This is a genomic window from Bradyrhizobium sp. 613_E4_N2_2 (assembly GCF_052075995.1).
Classification (GTDB): domain Bacteria; phylum Pseudomonadota; class Alphaproteobacteria; order Rhizobiales; family Xanthobacteraceae; genus Bradyrhizobium; species Bradyrhizobium barranii.
Genome location: NZ_CP197234.1, coordinates 3,100,697 through 3,124,453 on the forward strand (window position 1 = coordinate 3,100,697; position 23,757 = coordinate 3,124,453).

23 protein-coding genes are annotated in these 23,757 nt (G+C 64.8%); 16 read left to right on the top strand and 7 right to left on the bottom strand.

The window, feature by feature from the left end; all coding sequences use genetic code 11:
- The first annotated feature begins 23 nt into the window (after positions 1 to 23).
- The 5 genes from AB7290_RS14505 (at position 24) to AB7290_RS14525 (ending at position 6,162) form a co-directional block, all read left to right on the top strand.
- Entirely contained in the window at positions 24 to 716 is a 693-nt protein-coding gene (locus AB7290_RS14505) for a FecR family protein (protein ID WP_084795356.1), read from the top strand.
- 144 nt (positions 717 to 860) lie between these two features.
- On the top strand, positions 861 to 1,634 hold the full coding sequence (locus AB7290_RS14510) for a tetratricopeptide repeat protein (RefSeq protein ID WP_245328614.1): 774 nt from the start codon (positions 861 to 863) through the stop codon (positions 1,632 to 1,634).
- Between the two features lie 36 nt (positions 1,635 to 1,670).
- Positions 1,671 to 1,865 (top strand): hypothetical protein, encoded by a 195-nt coding sequence (locus tag AB7290_RS14515; protein WP_085405907.1) that lies wholly within the window; start codon positions 1,671 to 1,673, stop codon positions 1,863 to 1,865.
- A 232-nt stretch (positions 1,866 to 2,097) separates the two neighbouring features.
- Positions 2,098 to 5,844 carry a hypothetical protein gene (locus AB7290_RS14520; RefSeq protein ID WP_085405908.1) on the top strand — a complete coding sequence of 1,249 codons (3,747 nt, stop codon included), beginning with the start codon at positions 2,098 to 2,100 and terminating at the stop codon, positions 5,842 to 5,844.
- A gap of 81 nt (positions 5,845 to 5,925) precedes the next feature.
- On the top strand, positions 5,926 to 6,162 hold the full coding sequence (locus AB7290_RS14525; RefSeq protein WP_028148501.1) for a hypothetical protein: 237 nt from the start codon (positions 5,926 to 5,928) through the stop codon (positions 6,160 to 6,162).
- 228 nt (positions 6,163 to 6,390) lie between these two features.
- Here the strand turns inward: AB7290_RS14525 and fliP are convergent, their stop codons facing one another.
- Both fliP and AB7290_RS14535 read right to left on the bottom strand, forming a co-directional pair.
- Entirely contained in the window at positions 6,391 to 7,146 is a 756-nt protein-coding gene (gene fliP / locus AB7290_RS14530) for a flagellar type III secretion system pore protein FliP (protein ID WP_063982286.1), read from the bottom strand.
- Complete coding sequence (locus tag AB7290_RS14535; protein WP_354134558.1) at positions 7,143 to 8,120, bottom strand: flagellar biosynthetic protein FliO; 978 nt, start codon at positions 8,118 to 8,120, stop codon at positions 7,143 to 7,145. Before AB7290_RS14535 ends, fliP begins: the two co-directional genes overlap by 4 nt.
- 350 nt (positions 8,121 to 8,470) lie before the next feature.
- On the opposite strand from AB7290_RS14535, the gene flgB reads away from it, so the two are divergent.
- The 9 genes from flgB (at position 8,471) to atzF (ending at position 17,588) form a co-directional block, all read left to right on the top strand.
- Positions 8,471 to 8,875 carry a flagellar basal body rod protein FlgB gene (gene flgB, locus AB7290_RS14540; protein WP_063982288.1) on the top strand — a complete coding sequence of 135 codons (405 nt, stop codon included), beginning with the start codon at positions 8,471 to 8,473 and terminating at the stop codon, positions 8,873 to 8,875.
- Between the two features lie 97 nt (positions 8,876 to 8,972).
- On the top strand, positions 8,973 to 9,398 hold the full coding sequence (flgC, locus tag AB7290_RS14545) for a flagellar basal body rod protein FlgC (protein ID WP_085404224.1): 426 nt from the start codon (positions 8,973 to 8,975) through the stop codon (positions 9,396 to 9,398).
- A 16-nt stretch (positions 9,399 to 9,414) separates the two neighbouring features.
- Positions 9,415 to 9,723, top strand: coding sequence for a flagellar hook-basal body complex protein FliE (gene fliE / locus AB7290_RS14550; RefSeq protein WP_008142413.1), 309 nt, complete (start codon positions 9,415 to 9,417; stop codon positions 9,721 to 9,723).
- A gap of 173 nt (positions 9,724 to 9,896) precedes the next feature.
- A complete protein-coding gene (fliQ, locus tag AB7290_RS14555) occupies positions 9,897 to 10,160 on the top strand; it encodes a flagellar biosynthesis protein FliQ (RefSeq protein WP_014494021.1) in 264 nt (87 codons plus the stop codon).
- Positions 10,161 to 10,177: 17 nt separating this feature from the next.
- Positions 10,178 to 10,948, top strand: a complete 771-nt coding sequence (fliR, locus tag AB7290_RS14560; RefSeq protein WP_028148497.1) for a flagellar biosynthetic protein FliR — start codon at positions 10,178 to 10,180, stop codon at positions 10,946 to 10,948.
- Positions 10,949 to 10,955: 7 nt separating this feature from the next.
- Entirely contained in the window at positions 10,956 to 12,035 is a 1,080-nt protein-coding gene (flhB, locus tag AB7290_RS14565) for a flagellar biosynthesis protein FlhB (protein ID WP_063982289.1), read from the top strand.
- Between the two features lie 154 nt (positions 12,036 to 12,189).
- Entirely contained in the window at positions 12,190 to 14,772 is a 2,583-nt protein-coding gene (gene cckA / locus AB7290_RS14570; protein WP_085404225.1) for a cell cycle histidine kinase CckA, read from the top strand.
- Positions 14,773 to 15,001: 229 nt separating this feature from the next.
- On the top strand, positions 15,002 to 16,033 hold the full coding sequence (locus AB7290_RS14575) for a Tim44 domain-containing protein (RefSeq protein ID WP_085404226.1): 1,032 nt from the start codon (positions 15,002 to 15,004) through the stop codon (positions 16,031 to 16,033).
- A gap of 169 nt (positions 16,034 to 16,202) precedes the next feature.
- Positions 16,203 to 17,588, top strand: coding sequence for an allophanate hydrolase (atzF, locus tag AB7290_RS14580; protein ID WP_085404227.1), 1,386 nt, complete (start codon positions 16,203 to 16,205; stop codon positions 17,586 to 17,588).
- Between the two features lie 10 nt (positions 17,589 to 17,598).
- Here atzF and AB7290_RS14585 read toward each other — a convergent pair whose 3' ends face one another.
- The 4 genes from AB7290_RS14585 to AB7290_RS14600 form a co-directional block, all read right to left on the bottom strand.
- Positions 17,599 to 18,324: a Crp/Fnr family transcriptional regulator gene (locus tag AB7290_RS14585; RefSeq protein ID WP_063986244.1), complete on the bottom strand. Its 726-nt coding sequence runs from the start codon at positions 18,322 to 18,324 to the stop codon at positions 17,599 to 17,601.
- 90 nt (positions 18,325 to 18,414) lie between these two features.
- Positions 18,415 to 19,254, bottom strand: coding sequence for an ABC transporter ATP-binding protein (locus AB7290_RS14590; RefSeq protein ID WP_085404228.1), 840 nt, complete (start codon positions 19,252 to 19,254; stop codon positions 18,415 to 18,417).
- Between the two features lie 20 nt (positions 19,255 to 19,274).
- Positions 19,275 to 20,099 (bottom strand): ABC transporter permease, encoded by an 825-nt coding sequence (locus AB7290_RS14595; RefSeq protein ID WP_245344236.1) that lies wholly within the window; start codon positions 20,097 to 20,099, stop codon positions 19,275 to 19,277.
- 14 nt (positions 20,100 to 20,113) lie between these two features.
- The gene (locus AB7290_RS14600; RefSeq protein WP_085404230.1) at positions 20,114 to 21,115 is read right to left on the bottom strand and encodes an NrtA/SsuA/CpmA family ABC transporter substrate-binding protein; all 1,002 of its coding nucleotides are present in this window, start codon (positions 21,113 to 21,115) and stop codon (positions 20,114 to 20,116) included.
- 323 nt (positions 21,116 to 21,438) lie between these two features.
- Here AB7290_RS14600 and AB7290_RS14605 point away from each other — a divergent pair, with 323 nt between their 5' ends.
- Positions 21,439 to 22,113, top strand: coding sequence for a lectin (locus tag AB7290_RS14605; RefSeq protein WP_085404231.1), 675 nt, complete (start codon positions 21,439 to 21,441; stop codon positions 22,111 to 22,113).
- A gap of 200 nt (positions 22,114 to 22,313) precedes the next feature.
- Positions 22,314 to 23,021, top strand: coding sequence for a glutathione S-transferase (locus AB7290_RS14610; RefSeq protein WP_085404232.1), 708 nt, complete (start codon positions 22,314 to 22,316; stop codon positions 23,019 to 23,021).
- 17 nt (positions 23,022 to 23,038) lie between these two features.
- On the opposite strand, the gene AB7290_RS14615 is transcribed toward AB7290_RS14610, so the two are convergent.
- Positions 23,039 to 23,713, bottom strand: a complete 675-nt coding sequence (locus AB7290_RS14615) for a methyltransferase family protein (RefSeq protein ID WP_085404233.1) — start codon at positions 23,711 to 23,713, stop codon at positions 23,039 to 23,041.
- Positions 23,714 to 23,757 lie beyond the last annotated feature (44 nt).

A 23,757-nucleotide genomic window follows, 5' to 3' on the forward strand; every position in this document is an offset into this window, starting at 1 on the left:
CCAGCGCTGTCGGAGCCGTTCGGATGCTCGAGGATCATATCTTCGAAAAGGAGGAAGCCATGGGCGCTCGTGCAGCGATTGTTCTCGTGGCAGGTCTCGTGCTTGCGCTGGCCGCTTCGTCACCCCGCCCGGTTCAGGCGCAGGACGATTCTCCGCGGCGCGCCGTGCTGGACTCGTCGTCAAAGCCAATCGGGAAAGTTGTGACAGCCGATGGCTCGGTCATCATCGAGCATGCGGGCGCCGCCATTGTCCAGGCAAACGTCGGGGCCGAATCCATCCAGACGAAAGTCGGTGATCCCGTCTATTTGGGCGATGTGGTTCGAACCGGTGCCGACAGTCGGGTCGGCATCAATTTCGTCGATGGAACTTCGTTCAACTTGTCGAGCAACGCCCGCATGACATTGGACGAATACGTCTACGAGCCGGGTGGAAAGTCCAATTCGACAGCCTTCAACCTGACCAAGGGTACGTTCGTTTTTGTTGCCGGCCAGGTTGCGAAGACCGGTGACATGAAGATCGAAACGCCGGTCGCGACGATGGGCATTCGAGGCACTACACCTCACGTCGAAATCTCGGACGACGGAACCACCAGGTTTTCCACTCTGATCGAAGAGGGCAAGACCAAATATACGAAGAAGCCCGGCGCAGCGGGGCCACGCCAACCCGAGCAAAGGGCCGAGCAAAGGCTCAATCTGAACATCTGTCGCGGCTGCTAGAGAATTGGTCCGAGCCGGTGCAATCGCCAGATCTCAGAAGATCGGGAGCCTGACATGAAACCAGGATCCTCCGTTGCCGAAGGCGGACTGGCGCTTGTCGTCCTGATGTGGGTCGGCTTGCCGGTCGCGGCCCAGAACTCCGGGGTGAAGGACAGCTATCTCAGCAATATCGAACTGTGCAACGGGACGGGTACCACCTCGCTCGATGCCCGGATCGGCGCCTGCACGACTTTCATACAGGCGCGTCCAGATTCGTCGGCAGCTCTGGCAATCGCGTATAACAATCGCGGCAACGCCTACACGGCAAAGGGCGACTACGACAGCGCCATCAGCGACTTCGATCAGTCGATCGCACTCAATCCGACATACGCAAAGGCCTTCAACAACCGCGGCGTGGCTCACTTGAGGAGACGTGAATATGAGCTCGCGATCGAAGCCTTTGATGATGCGATCAAGCTCGATCCCGGCTATGGCGCTGCCTTCGTCAACCGCGCCGGAGCCTATCTGAAGAAAAACGACCACCAGCGCGCGGCGCATGATTACGACGAGGCAATCCGTCTCCAGCCCGCCTCGCGGGCGGCATGGAGCGGACGATGTTGGACCCGCGCGGTTCTCAGCGCCTCGCGAGAAGCGCTGGAGGATTGCGACAGAGCGCTTCAATCGGGATCGACCAGCGCTGCCGTGTACGACTCGCGTGGGCTGATCCACCTGAAGATGGGTGAGTTCGGTGCGGCGATCGATGACTACAATGCTGCCTTGCGAGTCGCCCCCGAATTGGCGAGCGCGCTTTTTGGTCGCGGGCTTGCCAAGCTGAAGCAAGGCGATGCGATCGGCGGAAAATCTGACATTTCGACTGCAAGGACAATTCAGAAGAACATCGGCGACGAGTTCGCGCGTTATGGCGTCGATTACGACTGAGTTGGCTCGGTGAGGCGGAACGAATCGGAGGTGAATATGGATGCAAGGTTCGCGCTCATTCAAGCTCACGACGATAGCATTCGCCGCTATCAGCGGTTGTTGAACACACAGTTGACCGATCTCGAGCGTGAGTACATCGAGAGCCGAATCTCGGAAAAGCGATTGACCTTGCAGTCAATTCGCGAAGCGCGAGGCAAGTTGAATTCCTTGCCGGCTAATCGCGGGGTTTGATTGGCATTCCTGACGGGTGCGAACAAAGGGGGGGTTAACACCTCCTTAACCACTTGCTCTCCAGATTTCGAAGCACGAACGCCCGAGCCCGCAAGCAGGCGTCGCGACGCACTGTGCCGGGTGAATTCGTCATTACAGCATTAACAAGTCCTTAATTGGCAAAACCTACAGTCGACGGCACGGGCCGGCGCCAGTGCCGGCATGGACCGCCGAATTGGAAGAAACGCCGCCAATGGCGCAGAAGGCTGCCGCTGGATTTTTGTCGCGAGCCCGCGCTTTGGCGCGGGGGCTGTCGCGCCATGTCCGCAAGGCGCCCGTGCTGGCGGCCTGCCTGCTCATCGGCCTCGGTGCGCCCGCCCGCGCCGCCGATGTGGTCCGGGGCGAGGCGACTTTCTCGGCCGGTGGCGGCTTTGCCCGTCTGGTGATCAAGCTCGGCGAGGACGTTCCCTCCGAGGTGACGACGGCCGGCTCCATTCTCATCATTCGCTTCGACCGGGCGGTCGACGTTCCCGTCGATCGCGTTCCGGAAGGTGCGCCCGACTACGTCAATTCTGCCCGCCGCGATCCCGACGGCAGCGCCATCCGCCTGTCGCTGGCGCGGCGCGTCACCGTCAACACCATGAACGCCGGCGAGCGCACCTTCATCGATCTCTTGCCGGAGGGCTGGACGGGGCCGCCGCCAAGCCTGCCCATGGACGTGGTCAAGGAACTGGCCGAGCGTGCGCGTGTCGCCGAACGTGCCTTGCGCGCCCAGCGCGCCGCGGCAGAGACCAAAAAGCGTCCGCAGATCCGCGTGCGCGCCTCGGTGCAGCCGACTTTCGTGCGCTTCGTGTTCGAGATGCCCGACGGCGTCGGTGTGTCCTCCGTGCTCAACGAGCAGAAGCTCACGCTCGCGTTCAATGCCGGCCTCAATTTCGATCTGGCGGACGCCGTCGTCGCCGCGCCCCCGAATGTCGCCTCGATCAAGCAGAAGTCCGACATCGACCAGACCAGTGTCGAGATCGCGCTGATCGGCGATTCGGACGTGCACTCCTTCCGCGACGAGAAGAATTACGTCGTCGACATCTCCTTCCAACCCGACAAGGGCAAGACCGCCGCGACGGCTGAGGCGGTGATCGCGCAGGCGAAGCCTGCGGCCCAAGGCCATGGACCGACTCCGGAAAAGCCGGCGGCCGAGAAGCCGAAGGAGGTCCATCGCGAGATCGCGCCGCCGACGTCCGAGACGATCGCGCGCGAAGCCAAGATCGAAGCCAAGATCGAAGCGAAGCCCGAGGTGAAGCCGGAAGCTCCGGCGGCGATGCCGCCGGTCGAAGCACCGAAGCCTGCGCCGGCTCCCGCGGCCGAAGCACCGCATGCCGCGGAACCGCCCAAGGACGTGTCGAAGCCTGTGGCGCCGGCAACGGAAGCTGCGGTCGCGCCCGTCAAGCCCGCGGTGTCCGAAGCGCCCAAGGAGGTCGTGAAGGAGGCTGCGAAAGAGCCGGTCAAGGAAAGCATCAAGGCCGCACCTGCCGAGGCGCCGGCCGCGCCGCAGCCCACCGTGGCCAGCGTCGATGTCCGCCGCGACAGCGATGGCTTGCGCGTGATCTTCCCGCTTCAGGTGGCAACGCCTGCGGCGGCGTTCCGCCGCGGCGATACGGTGTGGCTGGTGTTCGATACGCCGAAGCCGATCGACGTCGAGGCGATCCGCAGTCGGGGCGGTGCGATGATCGGCGAGGTCAGCCGCATGCCGCTCGACAAGGGGCAGGCGGTCCGCATCCGTCTCACCCGGCCGCTGGTCTACTCGCTGACGAGCGAGGAGGTCGGCAAGGAGACCAATTGGCTCCTGACGCTCGCCGACAAGATCCAGGCGACGCCGCTGCCGCTGATGATGTCGCGCAACATCACCGACCCCGCACTCGCCAATATCGCGATCCCCTTCGCCAATCCGGGCCTGTTGCACAAGCTGACCGATCCCGACGCCGGCGACACGCTCTATGTCGTCACCGGGCAGCGGCCGGTGCGCGGCTTCATCAAGCGGCAGGATCTCGTCGATCTCTCGCTGCTGGAATCCGCGCACGGCATCGCGATCCGGCCGAACTCCGACGAGGTCGGCGTCGAGGTCGGATCCGACAAGGTCATTCTCGGCAAGAAGGGCGGACTGACGCTGTCGCCGGTCGATATCTCCGCCGAGCGCGCGCCGACCGCGGTGCGGCCGGTCTTCAGTCCGGAAGGCTGGCGCAAGGGCCAGTCGGAGGATTTCTGGACGCGCCAGGGCAGTCTGATCACGGCGATCGCGGCCGTCGAGCCGGCGCAGCGCTCGCTGCCGCGGCTCGATCTCGCGCAGTTCTACATGTCGCGCGCCATGTACCACGAAGCCAAGTCGGTGACCGACCTGATGCTGGCCGATCCCCTCAACAAGGAGGAGAGCGGCGCGCTGATCATGCATGCGATCGCGAACATCTTGATCGGCCGGCCGGCGCAGGGCTTGAAGGACCTCGCCAATCCCGTGATCGGCAACAGCCACGATTCCCAACTCTGGAAGGCGCTCGCCTATGCGCGCCAGGGCAAGTGGGCGGATGCGCGCGAGAAGTTCAAGAACGTCGAATTCGCCATCGCCTCGCTGCCGATCGACATCCAGCGCATCGTGACGATGGAGGCGATGCGCGCCTCGCTCGAGGTGAAGGATTATGCCGGCGCCTCCAAGCGCCGCAGCGAGATCGAGGTGGTCGGCATATCGCCAGAGGCGGCGCCCGGCTTCGCCGTGCTGCGCGGCCGGCTCGCCGAGGCGCTCGGGCACGACAGGGATGCGCTCGACGACTACAAATTCGCGGTCGCCTCGAACGATCGTCAGGCGGCGGCCGAGGCCAAGCAGCTCGAAGTGGCGCTGCGGCAGAAGCGCGACGAGATCAGCAAGGAAGACGCGCTGCGTGAGCTCGAGACGCTGTCGATGACCTGGCGGGGCGACTCGATCGAGGTCAAGACGCTCCAGATGCTGTCGCAGATATATGCCGAGAACGGGCGCTACCGGGACGCGCTCAGGGCGGCGCGCACCGCGACAAGGCTCCAGCCGAACGCCGAGGCCTCGCGTCAGGCGCAGGACCTCGCCTCCGACCTGTTCACGCAGATCTTCCTGGGGCCCAAGGGCGACGAGCTGCCGCCGGTCGAGGCGCTCGGGATGTTCTACGAGTTCCGCGAACTGACGCCGATCGGCCGCCGCGGCGACGAACTGATCCGCCGCCTCGCCGACCGTCTCGCCTCGATCGACCTGCTCGACCAGGCCGCCGAACTGTTGCAGTACCAGGTCGACCATCGCCTCGAAGGCGCAGCCCGCGCCCAGGTCGCCGCGCGCCTGTCCATGATCTACCTCGCCAACCGCAAGCCCGACATGGCGATCTCGGCGCTGCGCGCGAGCCGCATCAGCGATCTCTCCGGTGAGCTACGGCAGCAGCGGCTGCTGCTGGAGGCGCGCGCGCAGAGCGACGTCGGCCGCCACGATCTCGCGCTCGACATCGTCTCCAACGTTTCCGGACGCGAGGTGCTCCGCCTGCGCTCCGACATCTTCTGGGCGGCGCGGCGCTGGCGCGAATCCGCCGAGCAGATCGAGCTCTATTACGGCGACCGCTTCCGCGACTTCAAGCCACTCAACGCGGTCGAGAAGAGCGACATCATCCGCGCCGCCGTCGGCTATGCGCTCGCCGACGATTCGATCGGCCTGTCGCGCTTCCGCGAGAAATATGCGCCGCTGATGAGCGAGAGTGCGGACCGGGTCGCCTTCGACATTGCGAGCAAGCCGGCAGCGTCCTCCAGCGCCGAATTCGCCGAGATCGCCAAGCTCGCTGCCAGCGTCGACACGCTCGACGGCTTCCTGCGCGAGATGAAGCAGCGCTTCCCCGACGCAACCGCCCGCGCGCCGGCCTCGCCGCAAGCGAAGGACGAGGCCGACCACACCGGCTCGCTGCCCACGATCCCCGTCGTGCGGCAGATCAAGATGACGCGGTAGGAACCCTGCTACTACGAGGCCTCTCGACAGGTGCCCGTTGAAGCGGCAACCTGCGCGTCTTCATGCCGGGAGAGCGTCGATATGAGCAAGCCTGCCAAGACCGAAGCCGAACTCATCGCCATGGCGCGGGCCGAATTGAAGGTCCATGCCGATGGTCCGGATGACCTCGTCATCTCGATCGTCCGCGACGGCGATAGCTGGGAATTCCGCGCCGATGCCGACCAGGCCGCGACGGATAAGCCGGGCTTCCCCGAAAGCGTCGCCATGCTGGTGCAGATCGGCGATCACCTCAGCAAGCAGTATGACGTGAAGGGGTAGGGGCGCTGTCGACGCCGTCTCACTGTACGCCACGTTCTCGGTGTCATCGCCCGACTTGATCGGGCGATCCAGTATTCCAGAGACCGCAGTGATGAAATCGAAAGGCCGCGGCGTACTGGATGCCTCGGTCCCGGCTCCGCCAAGGCTACGCCGGGCCACAAGCTCGCCCGGCCGCCGAAGCTTCAGCGAAGGCGGCAAGCCGGGGCATGACGGCGGATGGAGCCGCAGCTATCCGCCCCCGTAACTCTGCACCAGGCTTCCCGCCACCAGCGACCAGCCATCGACCAGCACGAAGAAGATCAGCTTGAACGGCAGCGAGATCGTTGCGGGCGGCAGCATCATCATGCCCATCGACATCAGCACGGAGGCGACGACGAGGTCGATGATCAGGAAGGGGAGAAACAGCAGGAAGCCGATCTCGAAGGCGCGCTTCAACTCGGAGATCATGAAGGCGGGGACGAGGATGCGCAGGGCGAGGTCGTCCGGCGTGGCCGGCGGCGGCTCGCCGGAGAGATCCAGGAACAGCTTGAGGTCCTTCTCGCGCACGTTCTTCTGCATGAAGCCGCGCAAGGGGACGGAAGCGCGCTGGAGTGCGTCCTCGACGCCAAGCTGGTTGGCGACGAGCGGGCGGATGCCCTCGTCGTAGGACTTCTGCAGGACAGGTCCCATCACGAAGAAGGTGAGGAACATTGCGAGCGCGATGATCACCGAGTTCGGCGGCGCGGTCGCCGTGCCCATCGCGGTGCGCAGCAGCGACAAGACGACCACGATGCGCGTGAATGACGTCATCATGATCAGGATCGACGGCGCGATCGACAGCACCGTGAGCAGCGCGATGAGCTGGATCGCGCGCTCGGTGACGCCGCCCCCCTGACCGCCGAGATTGATGCTGATGTCCTGCGCATGCGCAGGCATCGCGAGCGAAGCCGCGGCGATCAGGACAGAAAGAAAAACAACTCTACGCGGGAGGGCCGGCAGCCTCACGAAGACGGCTTCGGACGGCCGAGCAGCGAGGCCATCTCGTCTTCGAGATTTTCAAAGCTGGTCTTCTCCGCGGCCGGCTTTGCGGGCGGAGCCGGGGGTGCCGGCGGCTCGCTGCGCGCGGCGCGGGGCGGCGGCGGCGCGGGCGGCTCGGGCGCAACCGGAGGCGCGACCGTCTCGCCGGCGGGGCGGCGCAGTGCGGCTTCGAGACGCTGCGCCATCTCGGCGAGATTCTGCTCGGCGTTCGAGGGCGCGGCAGGAGCGGGGGCCGGCGGCGGAACGGGCGGAGCCTGCGGCACGGGCGGGGGAGGCGGTGGCGCGGCCGCGCGCTCGGCCCGCACCGGGGGCACTTTCACCGGCTCGGTCTGCCGCGGGGGACGTGGCATCAGCGGAGGCTCGTTGCGGGCGATGCGCGGCGGAACCGGCTCGGGGCGTGACTCGCGCTCGGGGCGCGGCGGCAGGATCGGCTCAGGCGGAAAGCCGGCCAGTGGCGGTTCGTTGCGACGCTCGGCCAGTGCGGGAGCGGGCCGGCGGACCTCGTCGGCGAAGGAGGGACGCGGCCGCGGCGGCTCGGGCATTTGCGGTTCGGGATGATCGAGCAGTTCGGGCCGCGGAGCTTCGTCGGTCCAGCTGCTGGTATCGGGCATCGGGGCAAGGCGCGGCGGCTCGGCGGCATTGGAACGCTGCGGAAGCTGGTCGCGGCCGGGCGCTGCGCGCACGATATTGGGCTCGACGACGATGTCGGTGGGACCGCCAATCATCAGCAGATGCTCGACATTGTCACGCCGGACCAGCACCAGGCGGCGCCGGCCATCGACCGCGGCGGCATCGATCACGGCAAGCCGGGGCATCCGGCCGCGCTGGGTGTTGGCACCGAGCCGGCTGCTGGCGAATCGGCGAACCAACCATGCGGCGACGCCGATCAACGCCAGAACGACGATGAACGCCACGATGAAGGTGATTGGGCTGCCTTGCATACTTGTCCCCGACAAATGGCGCTTTTCTCGTGCCCATGGTCAGACGCGCCAACCATCGGCGTGGGATGCCCCAAACTGCGATTTCTTAACGTCCCACGGCAAGTTTTGCCGTCCCCAGCTCTTAATAACCTATGAATCGCTCGATCCAAAACGACTTCTTGGCCTGTGCATGGCCCGCCAAACGGTTGGGTTAATGCCGCTTTTGGATGCGTAGAATCACGGGGGGCGCAAAATGGTGTTCCATCAAGGGACATGCATCGACGCCATCTTTAACCACCTGTTAACCATACACGCGGCAAATTCTGCCTAGCTACGGGCCTCTGGTCCGAGAGGCGGAAGGAGCCGCAACGATGTCCATCAACGACCTCCCGGTGCTGTCGGCGCTTCGCACCAAGATGCAGTGGCACCAGGAACGCCAGCGCGTCCTGTCCGAGAACGTCTCCAATTCCGACACGCCCAAATTCCGGCCGCGCGACCTGGTCGAGCCGAAACTCGACAAATCAGGCGCCGTCACCGGCTCGATGGGCCCCCTGGCGCTCACCCGCACCAGCGGCTCCCACATGACGCCATCCGGCGCGGCCTCGGGCTTCGACCAGAACAGGAATGCGGGTTTCGAGACCCGTCCCGCGGGCAACGCCGTCAATCTCGAAGAGGAGATGATGAAGGCCGCCAGCAACCAGATGGACTACGCGGCGGCGACCTCGCTCTATTCCAAGAGCCTGCATCTGCTCAAGACCGCGATCGGCAAAGGCTAGAGCATGATCCGGAAAAGTGTGCGGGCGGTTTTCCCTCGCGACAAACGCGGAACGCGTTTGCGCGGAGATCATGCTCAAGAGCTGAGGGAAGCGCATCATGGCGAATGACAGCAGCGACTTTGCCCGCTCGATGGCGATCGCGACCTCCGGCCTGCGCGCGCAGGCCGGGCGCATGCGGGTGATCTCGGAGAACATCGCGAACGCGGATTCGACCTCGCAGACATCAGGTGGCGATCCCTACCGGCGCAAGGTGCCGACCTTCTCCTCCGCGCTGGACCGCACGCTCGACGCGCAGGTCGTCACCCTCGGCAGGATCAAGCCGGACCGGTCGAACTTCCGCACCAAATACGAACCGAGCAATCCGGCCGCCGATGCGACCGGCAACGTCAAATATCCCAACGTGAACTCGGTGGTCGAGATGACCGACATGCGCGACGCGCAGCGGTCCTACGAGGCCAATCTCAACATCATCAGTGCGACGCGCCGGATGATCCAGCGCACGCTCGACATCCTCAAGAGCTGAACAGGACAATTAAGCCATGGCATCACCGACAATCGCAGCCAATGCTTATGCCAACCTCGCCCGCGTGCTGGAGAACAGCGGCGCCGGCAAGGGCAGCGAAGCGAGCGGGCAGTCCTTCGCGTCGCTCCTGAAAGACGCTGTCGGCAGCGTCATGGAGTCCGGCCGCAAGTCCGACGCCCAAACCGTGGCGATGGCCGCCGGCAAGGCCAACGTAATGGACGTGGTGACGGCGGTCGCCGACACCGACGTCGCGGTGTCCACGCTGGTCTCGGTCCGCGACCGCGTGATCGCGGCATATGAAGACATCATGAAGATGCCGATCTGATTTTTGGCGCTCGCGCTCGCCCCAATTGTCATTGCGAGCGAAGCGAAGCAATTCAGAATCTTTCCGCTGGCGGCGGTCTGGATTGCTTCGCTGCGCTCGCAATGACGGGGATAGGCCTTTGCACCGCTCGGAACAGCGGTGAGGAGGCGAGAAATGAACAAGGAATTCTGCACATGACCGGACCTGAAACCCTCGACGTCGCGCGTGATGCGATCTGGACCATCGTGATCGTGTCGTCGCCGCTGATGGTGGTCGGCCTCGTGGTCGGCGTCGTCGTGTCGCTGTTCCAGGCGCTGACGCAGATCCAGGAGCAGACGCTGATCTACGTGCCGAAGATCCTGGCCATCTTCGCCACGATGCTGCTGGCGCTGCCGTTCATGGCCGACGCACTCCATTCCCACATGATGCGGATCTCGTCGCGAATCATCGGCGGCTGAGGCACAATGCGCCCGTCATGCGCATCGACGTCTCGCTGCTGCCGGCGCTCGCCGCTTCCTTCATGCTCGCCTTCGCCCGGGTCGGTGCGATGGTGATGCTGTTGCCGGGGCTGGGCGAGACCAACATTCCGACGCGGATCAAGCTGGCGATCGCGCTGCTGCTGACGCTGATCATCCTGCCGCTGCATCGCAACGCCTACCACGTCGACATGGGCTCGATCGCGCCGCTGCTGGTCATGATGCTGCATGAGATCGTGATCGGCATCGTGCTGGGGGCGACCGCGCGCGTGACGTTGTCGGCGCTTCAGGTCGCGGGCGCCGTGATTGCGCAGCAGATGGGGCTCGGCTTCGTCACTTCGGTCGATCCGACACAGGGACAGCAGGGCGTGCTGGTCGGCAATTTCCTGACCATGCTCGGGGTGACGCTGCTGTTTGCCACCGACAGCCATCATCTGGTGATCGCCGCGCTGAACGACAGCTACACGATCTTCGCGCCCGGCGAGACCGTATCGAGCGGCGACGTCGCTTCACTGGCGACGCGCGCCTTTGCCGCCGCGTTCAGCCTGGGCTTGCAACTTTCCGGGCCGTTTCTGGTGTTCGGCCTCGTCTTCAACATCGGGCTCGGCGTGCTGGCGCGGCTGATGCCGCAGATGCAGGTCTATTTCGTCGGCGTGCCGCTGTCGATCTTCGTGGGCTTCCTGGTGCTCGCTGTGGTGCTCACCGCGATGATGGGCACGTATCTCGACTATTTCATCGGTGTCATGCACCAGATGATGCCGCTCAAATAGGTGATCGATGGCAGACGACAACGATCCCGACAGTCAAACAGAAGACCCGACACAAAAGCGTCTCGAAGAGGCGCTCGAACGCGGCGACGTCGCCAAGAGCCAGGAGATCAACACCTGGTTCATGATCGCGGGCGGCACGCTCGTGGTCTCCACCTTCTCGGGCTCGGTGGGCAGCGGGCTGGTGACGCCGATGCGCAACCTGCTCGCCAATTCCTGGATGATCAAGACCGACGGCAGGGCTCTGCTCGCGCTGATGCAGCAGATCGAGGTCGCCGTGCTCGCGGCGATCGGCGTGCCCCTGCTGATGCTGGTGCTGGCGGCGATTGCCGGCAACGTGCTCCAGCATCGCCTGGTCTGGTCGGCCGAATCCCTGAAACCCAAATTCAGCAAACTGTCGCCGGCCGAGGGCCTCAAGCGGATCTTCGGCAAGCAGGCGGCCGCGAACTTCCTCAAGGGGCTCGGCAAGCTGATCGTGCTCGGCGCGGTCATGACCGTGGTCCTGTGGCCGGAGCGCCATCGCATGGAGGCGATGGTCAGGCTCGATCCGGCCGCCATGCTGGGCGCCAGCACCAGCCTGACCATTCATCTGCTCGGCGCGGTGGTCGCGGCGCTCGCGATCATCGCCATTGGCGACTATTTCTTCCAGTATCGCAGCTGGTTCCAGCGGCAGAAAATGTCGCTCCAGGAGATCAAGGAAGAGTTCAAGCAGTCCGAAGGCGACCCGCACATCAAGGGCAAGCTCCGGCAATTGCGCCAGCAGCGCTCCAAGAAGCGCATGATGGCGGCGGTTCCCAAGGCCTCCGTGATCATCACCAACCCGACCCACTATTCGATCGCGCTGTCCTACGAGCGCGGCATGTCCGCGCCGATCTGCGTCGCCAAGGGCGTCGACAACCTCGCCTTCAAGATCCGGGAGATCGCGCGCGAGCACGACATCCCGATCGTCGAGAACGTGCCGCTCGCCCGCGCGCTCTACGCCACCGTCGAAATCGACCAGGAAATCCCGACCGAGCACTACCATGCGGTCGCCGAGGTCATCGGTTACGTCATGCGGCTGAAGCAGGGATTCGGCGCCGGACGCGGATAAAATGCCCGAAAAGTACCGGAAATGGCCGTAATCTGGGAATCAGCGTACCTTTCGCCCTTGCTGCCCTTGCGCCTGCGGGTCCGATTCAGGCAGGGAGGACCCCACGCGCCCCGTAGCGCGTTGATTCTCTGCCGACAGGCTGTGCCAGCTTGAAATGACTGCCGAGACCGACCACGACCTCACACGCGAGCCCGTTGCGGCGCACGAGCCGTCGCCGCGCTCGGGCAGCATTGCGCTGGTGCTGCTGGTGGCTGCCGGCCTCGTCGCCGTCGCCGTCGGGCTGATGACGCTCGGGCGCGCGCAGGCGCAGCCCTATATCCTCGGCATCCTCGCCGTGCTGGCGATGGTCGGCCTGTTCAACCTGTTCGCCTTCGCCGCCGGCATCATCCGCTTCGTCGACCGCAGTCTCGACGATCCCGTGATGGGGCGCATTGCCGACCACGCCTTCGACGGCCTGGCCGTGACCGATCCCCGCGGCCACGTGGTCTATTCCAACGCCGCCTATCTGACGCTCACCGGCGCCAGCGGACCGCAGGAGGTGCGGCCCGTGGAGCGCGTCTTCATCGGCAACCCCGACGTCTCCGAAGCCGTGTTCCGCCTGCTGAAGGCCGCGCGCGAAGGAAAACGGCAGCAGGAAGAGGTGCGCATCTCAGGCCATGATGGCAGCCAGGGCCGCTGGCTGCGCATGCGGGTACGCCCGCTCGGCACCGGGAAGCGCGAGGCGAAATACGCGGTGTGGTCGATCTCCGACATCACCCGCGACCGCGAGCGCCAGGAGGACGTGTTCCAGGAACTCCAGCACGCGATCGAATATCTCGATCACGCGCCCTGCGGCTTCTTCTCGGTCAATCCGGCCGGCGAGCTTGCCTATGTCAACGCGACACTGGCGAACTGGCTCGACTACGATCTTGCCGAGATCGGCTCGGGCGGGCTGAAGCTCACCGACATCGTCTCCGGCGACGGCGCCTCGCTGCTCACCGCGATCGTGGCGGTGCCGGGCGAGGTGAAGACGGAAGTCTTCGACATCGACTTGCGCATGCGCACCGGCAAGACCATGCCGGTGCGGCTCTATCACAAGCTCGCCTTCGGCGCCGACGGCGCGCCGGGGCCGTCGCGCACGCTCGTCATCAGCCGCGCCCGCGACGAGCGCAGCGATCCCGACCGCGCCGCCGAAGTGCGCTTCATGCGCTTCTTCGACCATACGCCGATGGCGATCGCGACCGTCGACCGCGGCGGCAACGTCGTGCGCGCCAACGCGCGCTACGCCAAGCTCGGGCAGGCGCTCGGGCTCGACAGCGCCAGCAAGTCGATCTTCCGCGCGGTCAATTCGCGCGACCGGCAACTTTTGATCACGGCCATCAACCAGGCCGCGGAGGGCCAGGCCGACGTCGCGCCGGTCGAGGTGGCGCTCGAGGGAGCCAAGGAGCGCTGGGGCCAGTTCTTCGTCACGCCGGTGGATGCGGCCGAGAACGAGGCCGAAGCCGCCATCGTGCACATGCTCGAGACCACCGAGCGGCGCGCGCTGGAGAACCAGATCAACCAGTCGCAGAAGATGGAGACGGTCGGCCAGCTCGCCGGCGGCATCGCCCACGACTTCAACAACGTGCTCTCCGCCATCATGATGGCGAACGACTTCCTGCTGAACGCGCACAAGCCGACCGATCCGTCGTTCCAGGACATCATGCAGATCAAGCAGAACGCGACGCGCGCGGCGACGCTGGTGCGGCAGTTGCTGGCGTTCTCGCGGCGGCAGACGCTGCGGCCGCAGGTGCTCGACCTCGGCGATGCGCTGTCCGATCTCGCCATGCTGCTGCGCCGGCTGATCGGCGAGAAGGTCAAGCACGAGACCATCCACGGCCGCGATCTCTGGCCGGTGAAGGTCGACGTCTCCCAGTTCGAGCAGGTAATCGTCAACTTGGCGGTGAACGCGCGCGACGCCATGCCCGACGGCGGCAAGCTGATCATCCGCACCGCCAACGTCACCGCGGAAGAAGCGGCCAAGCTCGCCTACAAGGGCATGCCGGCTGCGGACTATGTACGGATCGAGGTCGCCGACACCGGCACCGGCATCCCCGCCGATATCCGCGACAAGATCTTCGAGCCGTTCTTCTCGACCAAGGAAGTGGGCAAGGGCACCGGCCTCGGGCTCTCCACCGTCTACGGCATCGTCAAGCAGACCGGCGGCTTCATTTACGTGGACTCGGAACCGGGGCAGGGGACTTCGTTCCATATCTTCCTGCCGCGCCATCACGCCGAGCCCGAGGTGCAAGAGCAGCCCGCAGCAGTGGTCGGCGCGGCCAATGGCGCCGCGAAGGAGACCGCACCTGCGGCGGCGGAGGCCAAGCCGCGGACCGATCTCACCGGACAGGGCACCATCCTTCTCGTCGAGGACGAAGAGGGCCTGCGCGCGCTGAACGCACGCGGCCTGCGCTCGCGCGGCTACACCGTGGTCGAGGCCGAGAACGGCGTCGAGGCCATGGAGGTCCTGGAGGAACAGAGCGGTGCGATCGATCTCGTCGTCTCCGACGTCGTGATGCCCGAGATGGACGGCCCGACGCTGCTGAAGGCGATGCGCGAGAAGAATCCCGACATCAAGTTCATCTTCGTCTCCGGCTACGCCGAGGATGCCTTCGAGAAGAGCCTGCCCGAAGGCCAGCAATTCGACTTCCTGCCAAAGCCGTTCACGCTCAGCCAGCTCGTGGCGGCCGTAAAGGAGACGATGGCAAAGGCGGGATGACGGCGACTACCACTGTCGATTTGCGAGAGTTCCTGGAAATGACGAGGAAAAAGCGGCATTCCTGTCGTAAACCCGCCGGTAACCGGCGACCGCGGTTCCTCCGGCTCCCCGGCCAAACCCCCGCCAAATATGGGCTTTTGCCACATCCCCGCGACTGAGGGCCGCAGCCATAAGTTCCGAAACCGGCTTCACTTTTCGGGAAGTCTGCCCATGTTAGGAGCACGTCCCCATGCCGGGGATTTGGGAAACGCACATGACTTTCTCGCAACGCTCCCGCACTCTCTTCAAGACCCTCGCCGTCATGCTGGCGCTTGCGCTGCCGACTGCGCTGGTGATTTCGTCCGCCGACGCCCGCGTCGGTGGTGGCATGTCGTCGGGTTCGCGCGGTTCGCGCACCTATTCGGCGCCGCCGTCGACCACGACCGCGCCGGGCTCGACCTCGCAGTTCAACCGCACCTATACCCAGCCGGGTGCCGGCATGAATTCGGCTGCCGCCGCACCCGCGCGCGGCGGCCTGTTCGGCCGCGCCGGCGGCTTCATGGGCGGCCTTGCGGCCGGCTTCCTCGGCGCAGGCCTGCTCGGCATGCTGTTCGGCGGCGGCCTGTTCGGTGGCCTCGGCGGCCTGTCGTCAATCATTGGCCTGATCATCCAGATCGCGCTCGTGGTGTTGGTGGTGCGGCTGGCGATGTCCTGGTGGCAGCGCCGCCACTCGCAGCAGGCGGCCTATGCCAATGCTGATGCAGGCAGCGGTCAGGGACCGCAGCCGAACTATCGCAGCGGCCTCGGTGGCGGTAGCGTCGGTGGTGGACTTGGCGGTGGTCTCGGCGGCTTCGGCTTCGGCGGCGCCAACAACGCACCGCTCGAGATCAAGCCTGATGACTATGAGGCATTCGAGCGCCTGCTCGGCGATGTCCAGGCCGCCTGGTCGAACGAGGACGTGGCCAAGCTGCACACGCTCGCGACGCCGGAAATGGTCTCCTATTTCGAGCAGGACCTCGGCCAGAACCGCGCGCGCAACGTCGTCAACAAGGTGACCAACGTCAAGCTGTTGCAGGGCGACCTCGCGGAAGCCTGGCGCGAAGGCGAGACCGAATACGCCACGGTGGCGCTGCGCTTCGCCCTCACCGACAAGACGCTGGACCGCAACAGCGGTACGGTTGTCGCCGGCAGCGAGCAGCCGGGCGAGGCGACCGAGATCTGGACCTTTGCCCGCCGTCCGGGCAGCGGCTGGGAATTGTCGGCGATCCAGCAGACCAACTGATCGTACGCAGATTAAAGACAAGGGCGTCGTGCTTCGGCACGGCGCCCTTTTTCTTTGAGCCGCTTATATCCCGATACGGCCGACCATTTTGCGCGAAGCACTTAATTGCTTGTTGCCCGCGCAGAGCTCCCGCAATTTCGCGCCTACCGGTTAGAGAGGGAGATATTAGGTGAGCCAGTCTGTCGCGCGCTCCAGGACAAATCACGAAACCATTGCCAGGAATTCGTCCCTGCCGCTGGAGGCGATCGAAACGGCGTATGACCGGATCGAGGCCGAGCGCGACCGCAATTGCTGGATCTATCTCCGCCCGCGGGAGGAGGCGCTCGAAGCATGCCGGAAGCTCGTGGCGCGCGCGCGGACAGGCGAAAATCTTCCGCTGCTCGGCATTCCCTTTGGTGTGAAGGACAATATCGATGTCGAGGGAATGCCGACCACTGCCGCATGCCCCGCGTTCAGCTACACGCCCTGGCATTCCGCGCACAGCGTCGAACGCCTCACCGCGGCCGGCGCAATTTGTCTCGGAAAGACCAATCTCGATCAGTTCGCCACAGGCCTGTCCGGTGCGCGTTCGCCCTATGGCCCCTGCGCGTCGGTTGCCGATGCGCGCTATATCGCGGGAGGCTCCAGTTCCGGGTCCGCGGTCGCCGTCGCGGCCGGGCACGTCGCGTTCGCGCTCGGCACCGATACCGGCGGATCCGGCCGCATACCTGCCGGCTTCAACAACATCGTCGGAATCAAGCCGACCGTTGGGCTGGTGTCATCACGCGGGCTGGTGCCGAATTGCCCGACGATCGATTGCGTTTCGGTGTTCTGCAACACCGTCAGCGACGGCGAGGCGATCCTCGAAATCATCGAAGGGTTCGATTTCGAAGATCCCTACAGCCGCTTGCCCCGGGCCTTTTCTTTCGCCAGCGGGGCGGTGCCATCGTTCCGGTTCGGCCGCATTGCGGCCGCCGATCTCGAATGCTTCGGCATGCCGGAATGCGGCGAGCTCTATGAGCGCGCCTGCGAGCGTTTCACGCAGATCGGAGGAACGGCGATCGAGGTGGACTTCGCGCCGTTCCGCCAGGCCGGGGAGTTGATGTTCAGCGGACCCTGGGTCGCGGAGCGGCACTCGGCCATCGCTTCGCTTATGGACATCGATTCTGGCTCCCTGCTTGATGTCACGAGGACCGTGCTGGGCTCGGCCGCCGGCTATTCAGCGATCGACACATTTGGTGCCATTCACCGGCTGCACCGGCTTCGCCGCGACGCCGAAGCGATCTTTGCGGGTATCGATGCGCTGGTGGTCCCGACCGCACCGCGGCCGTTCACGCTGGAGGAGATGGATCGCGATCCGATCACCCTCAACAATCGCCTCGGCTACTACTCGTACTTTGCCAATCTGCTCGATCTCTGCGGCGTGGCGGTTCCGAACGCGACATTGCGGAACGGCATGCCCATGGGCGTGACCCTGCTGGCGCCGGCCTGGCATGATCGCGCGCTGATCGGACTGGCGCGGCGGTTCGAGGCCAGTGCAGGCCGAGCGGCGTTCGAATTGAAGTCTGGCGGCTGAAGGTCGGAATTCATTCCATCTCTTGCTCGAGCGTCGAAAGATCCAGGATCGAAATCACGGATCTGTCGTACCTGATCACGCCTTCCTCCTGGAGCCGTGCGAGCTGTACTGTCACCCATTGGCGGGTGGATCCGATGAGATTGGCGAGATCGCCGTGGGTAAACGGCATCCCGATGACGACCTCGCCGTCGCGCTTCACGCCGTAGACGTGCGACAGGAAGATCAACAGGCTATGCAGCCGCTCGGTCACCGAGCGCGTCCCGAGCATCTGGGCCATCGCCGAATAGCAACGCGCCTTGAATGCCAGGGCATCCAGCAAGGCGACGGCGATCGCCGGCGATTCCAGCGCAAGCCGCCGCAGCGCCAGTCCCGGCATGAACGTCAACAGGCTGGGTTCGGCCGCAACCGATGACCACATGTGCGGGCCCGTTCCGAATATATCGGGGCCGCCGACGAAGTTGCCGGGAAACCAGTAGGCGAGCGTGACCTCGCGCCCCGACGGCGCCGCATAGTAGCTGCGTATGCGTCCCTCGCTGATCAGGTAGATCCCAGCCTGTGTGTCGCCCTGAGACCAAACCAGTTGGCCGGCTTCCAGGGCCTTCTCGCGTCCGATCGCGCGCAGCCGATTGCAATCAGCCCGGTTGAGACCATCCAGCAAGCCGGGCAGCGGCCTGACGAGATTGTCCGACTCGGCCAGCATCACGCCTGCCGCTATCGCGCTATTCGCCCTGTGCATCGCCGGCTCCACGGTGAGACCCGGCATCGATTATTCAAGAACCATGCCAGCGCGCTGCGGGCTGCTTCGCGATTTCCAAGTTCTGGGGGATCAGCTCGCGTCCGACTGATTGAACGCCCGCAACCCTTCTGCGCGGATGACGTCGAGACAATCCTTCTTGAGGGAAAGATAGGTTGGCTCGACCATGACAGAACTCGACCGCGGGCGCGGCAGCTTGACCGCGACTTCGCGCAGGATGCGGCCGGGCCCCGCGCTCATGATGAGAACACGGTCGGCCAGCACGATGGCTTCATCGATGTCATGCGTGACGAACACGATCGTCGCCTTGATCCGGTCGCGCAGCTCCAGCAGATTGTCTTGCATCACCGCCCGGGTCTGCGCATCGAGGGCCCCGAAGGGCTCGTCCATCAGCAGCACGCGCGGCTGATTGGCCAACGCTCGCGCGATCGCCACGCGCTGTTGCATGCCCCCGGACAGCGTGTTCGGATAGGCGTCGGCGAAACGCTTGAGACCGACCATCGCGATCAGATCGTCGGCGATGGCATTCGCTTCCGTCCTGGACTTCCCATGCATCCTCGGGCCGTGGGCGATGTTCCTGCGGACAGACTTCCAGGGGAAGAGATGCGGCTGCTGGAATACCATGCCGACATCGGGTCGCGGGCTGTAGACACGCGAGCCCTCTACCAGGATGTCGCCTTCAAACGGCACCTCCAGTCCGGCGATCGTATTGAGCACCGTCGACTTGCCGCAGCCGGAGGGCCCGACGATGCAAACGAACTCGCCAGGTGCCACGTCGAAGGACACGCGATCCACCGCGATGGTCTGCCCGCCGCGGGTGTCAAAAACGATGCTCAGGTCTGAGACTTGAATGGCCGGTTGTTTCCGCGCCGATTCGACGGAGGCTGGCGAATTTGCCAGAGCCAGTTTCATGGTCGATCGAGCTCCAGACATCAACGCCACCAGACAGTACGTTCCGCAAGAGCCGAAAACAGCCGGTCGGCAGTGAACGAAATCAACCCGAGCGCTGCGAGCCCGCCCATGACCTGGCCCGTTTGCAAATTCTGCTGGGCAATCTCGATCCTGTAGACAATGCCGGCGAAAGCGCCTGCGAGTTCGGCCGCGACAAGCGTGTAAAACGAGATGCTGACGGCGGTGCGCAACCCGACCACGATGTAGGGAAGCGCGCCCAGCAGCACGATCTCCTGGAGCATCTGCCGCCGGGGCGTGCCGAGCATCAACGCCGCCCGAATCAGGCCGCGGTCGACCTTCTGCACGCCGATGTGGGTCGAAAGCCAAACCGTGAAGAACACGCCCCATACGACGAGGAATAGTTTTCCCGCCTCCGACAGGCCGAACCACAGGATGACGATCGGCACGAAAGCAATCGGCGGAATTGGCCGCAGGATGTGGAATAGCGGGGACAGCAAGCTCGAAACAACAGGGAATTGGCCGGTGAGGATACCGAGCAGGATGCCGAGCGCGCCGCCTAAGATGAACCCCGTGGTGACGCGAAAGAGGCTGGCCAGCAGATCGCCAAGGAACTGTCCGCTTCGTATCCACTCAAGGACCGCCGCAGCAACTACCGTCGGCGGCGGAAACAGCACCATGTTGACGGCCCCGGAACGGGAGACCAGTTCCCAGAGGCCGACGAACAGGGGAAGCGAAATCGCCCCGACCAGAATATTGAGGCGGCGAAGACGAGCTGAATCCGGCCGCCGACCGCGACCGTCGGTGCGGAGAGCAATTTCTTGTCCTGCTGAAGTGCCGTCCTGCATGGCTGTGCGGGTGCCTATTTCCACGAGAGCGTGACGCGTGCGGGGTCGACCTTCTTCAGCGGCTCGGCGACGACGACCTTGCTGAAGTCGGGCATCACCGCTCCCGGAGGATGGTTGCCGCTCTCGAGGCGCCATGCGGAGTGGGTCTTGAGAATCTCGATCAGCCGGTCGTCGAGACGCACCCGGTAAACATAGTCGGCCCAGATCGGAGCGAGGTCGTCCCGCTTCATGCCGACCGCGTCCGCCACGACCGTGATCGCTTCATCCGGGTGTGCTTTCATCCAGACCTCGGCGTCGATCAGCGCGGCGATGAACTTCTCAACCAGCGCAGGGTTGGCATACAGATAGGGTCTCGTGACGACGATGTTGAACGTCTCGGAGTATGTGCCCGTTGTATCGAGCTCAGCGACGGCTTCGCCGAGGGCCTTCTTGGCGTTGGCGATGTGGGGTTCCCAAGTGTCGATCGCGTCGATGCTTCCTGCTGCAAGTGCCGGCAGCATCTCCTGCGGCCGCAGGTTGACGAGGGTGACATCCTTGGGAGTCAATCCCGCCGACTTCAGCAAAGTCGCCGTGTAGACCTCGCTGCCGGTGCCGGCAGTGAATCCGATTCGCTTGCCGCGAAGATCTGCCTTGGTCTTGACGCCGGCCTTGGCCGCGACGACCGTCTTGAGGTCGGAATATTCCATGCCGGCGACGAAGGCGATGGGCTGGTTTGCCATCGCCGAAGCGGTGACCGGCGCCTCCGCCGTCGTCGCGATGTCGGCGCCGCCCCCGATCACGGTGTCCAGGCACTGCTTGCCGGACGTGAAGTTCGAGACGGTGATGTCCAGTCCGTTCTTTTCGAAAATCCCCTTCGATTTGGCGACGATCGCAAGGCCGGAGATCGGTCCGAGGTTTTGCGCAAGCCGGGCTTTGAGCAATTCCGCGGCCGAGGCGCGGCCCGGACTGATGGCAAGGCAGCAAAGCGCGGCATAGCCGGCAATTGCCGCGATTGGGCGGACGGTGTTCCAGTGCATGACGATCTCCCCTCGCGCCGCGCCCGGCGGCAGCCCCGATGTGATCGCGGATGCCGCCCTGAACGGCCCCGCAGCAGACTCCCGCGTCCCCTCCTGGGCGATCTCTTGAGGATCGGCCCCACGTTGGTATGCTCGCCCGGCGCTACGGTCTCTGGAAGCAATTAATCGACATGGCCCTCGGGGCGACCGGTCGAGCGCCGCCGCTCGAGGTGATGCGCGTGCGGCGGATGGCCGCTGGAATAATGTCTGTCGTGACGGGTTCATGTCAGCGGATCAAAGACCGTCCAGCCAGGCGCAATCGCCGGAAAAATCGGGAGGATAGGATGAGCATTCTTGCCAGGGTCATCGTGCCAGCAGGCGCTGCGCTCGCGCTCTTCGCGAGTCCATCGGTGCAGGCGCAGTCAGCCGACATGACCTTCTTCGTGACTTCGAGCGGGCCGGGCAAGGGAGCCGATCTCGGCGGCCTGGAGGGAGCCGATGCGCAGTGCCAGAAGCTGGCGCAGGCCGGCGGTGCCGGTGCCAAGACCTGGCGCGCCTATCTCTCGACGCAGGCCGCTGACGGCAAGCCCGCCGTCAATGCCAAGGACCGCATTGGCAAGGGACCGTGGCAGAATGCCAAGGGGGCGGTGATTGCCAAGGACGTTGCCGACCTGCACGGCGCGGCCAATAACCTCACCAAGCAGACCGCGCTCAGCGAGAAGGGCGAGGTCATCAACGGCGCCGGCGACACGCCGAACCGGCACGATATCCTCACGGGATCGCAACCGGACGGCACCGCTTTTGCCGCGGGCGACGACAAGACCTGCAGGAACTGGACGTCGAGCACGCAGGGCGCGGCGGTCGTCGGCCATGCCGATCGTAAGGGCCTGCGCGACGACGAGCCGTCAAAGTCCTGGAACAGCTCTCACCCCTCGCGCGGTCCTGACGGCGGCTGCTCGCAGGCCGATCTGAAGAGCACCGGCGGCGACGGCCTGCTGTTTTGTTTCGCGGCGAATTGAGTTAGGGCGCGCAGCTCTCTCCCCGCGACATTGCGAGCGTAGCGAAGCAATCCAGACTGTCTCCGCGGAAAGATTCTGGATTGCTTCGCTTGCGCTCGCAACGACGGGGTATGTGGTGCCGCCGTTCCGTCTCGCTCTCACGGAACCTTCGGCCGCATGTTACATTGGTCCGACCGCTTCCACGCTCACGGACCCTTCCCATGAAATACGAGCTCTACTACTGGCCCGAGATCCAGGGTCGCGGCGAATATGTGCGGCTGGCGCTGGAGGAGGCGGGGGCGGCTTATATCGACGTCGCGCGGGGGGCGCGCGGAACAGCTGCGATGATGAAGATGATGGACGCGCATGGCGGCACGCCGCCCTTCGCGCCGCCGTTCCTGAAAGCGGGCAAGCTCGTCATCGGCCAGACCGCCAACATCCTGCTCTATCTTGGCGCCCGTCATGGGCTCGCGCCGAAGACGGAAGCGGGCAAGCTTTGGGTGCACCAGCTTCAGCTCACCATCACCGACCTCGTGACCGAGATCCACGACACCCATCACCCGCTCGGGCCTTCGATTTACTATGAAGATCAGAAGGCGCCGGCGAAGAAGCGCACGGCCGAGTTTTGGGACGAGCGCGTGCCGAAATATCTCGGCTATTTCGAAGAGCTTCTCGCCGGCAATGGCGGCGCCTATGTCACCGGTCGCAGGCTGACTTACGTCGATCTCTCGCTGTTCCAGATCGTCGCCGGGCTGCGCTACGCCTTTCCCAAGCGCATGAAGGCGTTCGAGGGAAATATCCCGGGCCTCGTCGGCCTGCACGACCGCATCGCCGCGCGGCCGAACATCAAGGCCTATCTCGAAAGTGAGCGCCGCATTCCCTTCAACGAGCAAGGCATTTTCCGCCGCTACAAGGAATTGGACAATTAGCTGGTCCGGATAGCGGCTCACCACACGCCGGGCAGCAGGCGATAGCGCACGCGCGTCATATAGTCGGAATAGCCCGGCAGGCCCTCACGCAGCGTGCGCTCCTCGATGCCGATGCGGACAGCAAACAAGACGACGATGACCGGCGCTATCGCAAGGCCCCACCACGAGCCCAGCAGCAGCGGCACGCCGGCGAAGAACAGGATCATGCCGCTGTACATGGGATGGCGCACATGCGCGTAAGGCCCCGTCGAGACCACGCGCTGTGCGCGTTCGGCCTGGAGCTTCACCACGGGCGCGGCGAACGAGTTTTCGCGGAACACCCACAGGATGAACAGCGTCGAGAGGACGAACAGCACGAGACCGAGCGCCTGCAACGCAACCGGCATGTCGGAGGATTGCGTGCGCCGGTCGAGCCCCATTGTGGCGAGCCAGGCCAGCATCGCAATGACGAAGACGATCATGAAGGCCTTGTCAGCGGCAGGCTGGTCCTTTTGCAGGACCGGCCGCAGACGTTCGGCGAGCAGCGCCGGATCGACCCGATAAAGCCACCAGCCGCAGAGCGGGCCGAGCAGGGCGCAGGTGGCGAGGAACACCCAGGCCGCAGGCCAATGCATCGTCCCGGCGCAAGCGAACAGCAGCGCGCCCATGCCGGCGGTGGTGATCGTGTTCTGCAACAGCAGTTTTGCGATCATGCGCAGGTCCCGGGTCAGCCGCGCACGATATTGGTCCCGCTATC

Bases quoted from the DNA above. Each gene is read 5' to 3' on its own strand.
- AB7290_RS14505 (WP_084795356.1), top strand. From the start codon at position 24: ATGCTCGAGGATCATATCTTCGAAAAGGAGGAAGCCATGGGCGCTCGT.
- AB7290_RS14515 (WP_085405907.1), top strand. From the start codon at position 1,671: ATGGATGCAAGGTTCGCGCTCATTCAAGCTCACGACGATAGCATTCGC.
- AB7290_RS14520 (WP_085405908.1), top strand. From the start codon at position 2,098: ATGGCGCAGAAGGCTGCCGCTGGATTTTTGTCGCGAGCCCGCGCTTTG.
- AB7290_RS14525 (WP_028148501.1), top strand. From the start codon at position 5,926: ATGAGCAAGCCTGCCAAGACCGAAGCCGAACTCATCGCCATGGCGCGG.
- AB7290_RS14535 (WP_354134558.1), bottom strand. From the start codon at position 8,120: ATGCAAGGCAGCCCAATCACCTTCATCGTGGCGTTCATCGTCGTTCTG.
- flgB (WP_063982288.1), top strand. From the start codon at position 8,471: ATGTCCATCAACGACCTCCCGGTGCTGTCGGCGCTTCGCACCAAGATG.
- flgC (WP_085404224.1), top strand. From the start codon at position 8,973: ATGGCGAATGACAGCAGCGACTTTGCCCGCTCGATGGCGATCGCGACC.
- fliE (WP_008142413.1), top strand. From the start codon at position 9,415: ATGGCATCACCGACAATCGCAGCCAATGCTTATGCCAACCTCGCCCGC.
- fliQ (WP_014494021.1), top strand. From the start codon at position 9,897: ATGACCGGACCTGAAACCCTCGACGTCGCGCGTGATGCGATCTGGACC.
- fliR (WP_028148497.1), top strand. From the start codon at position 10,178: ATGCGCATCGACGTCTCGCTGCTGCCGGCGCTCGCCGCTTCCTTCATG.
- flhB (WP_063982289.1), top strand. From the start codon at position 10,956: ATGGCAGACGACAACGATCCCGACAGTCAAACAGAAGACCCGACACAA.
- cckA (WP_085404225.1), top strand. From the start codon at position 12,190: ATGACTGCCGAGACCGACCACGACCTCACACGCGAGCCCGTTGCGGCG.
- AB7290_RS14575 (WP_085404226.1), top strand. From the start codon at position 15,002: ATGCCGGGGATTTGGGAAACGCACATGACTTTCTCGCAACGCTCCCGC.
- AB7290_RS14585 (WP_063986244.1), bottom strand. From the start codon at position 18,324: ATGCACAGGGCGAATAGCGCGATAGCGGCAGGCGTGATGCTGGCCGAG.
- AB7290_RS14590 (WP_085404228.1), bottom strand. From the start codon at position 19,254: ATGAAACTGGCTCTGGCAAATTCGCCAGCCTCCGTCGAATCGGCGCGG.
- AB7290_RS14595 (WP_245344236.1), bottom strand. From the start codon at position 20,099: ATGCAGGACGGCACTTCAGCAGGACAAGAAATTGCTCTCCGCACCGAC.
- AB7290_RS14600 (WP_085404230.1), bottom strand. From the start codon at position 21,115: ATGCACTGGAACACCGTCCGCCCAATCGCGGCAATTGCCGGCTATGCC.
- AB7290_RS14605 (WP_085404231.1), top strand. From the start codon at position 21,439: ATGAGCATTCTTGCCAGGGTCATCGTGCCAGCAGGCGCTGCGCTCGCG.
- AB7290_RS14610 (WP_085404232.1), top strand. From the start codon at position 22,314: ATGAAATACGAGCTCTACTACTGGCCCGAGATCCAGGGTCGCGGCGAA.
- AB7290_RS14615 (WP_085404233.1), bottom strand. From the start codon at position 23,713: ATGATCGCAAAACTGCTGTTGCAGAACACGATCACCACCGCCGGCATG.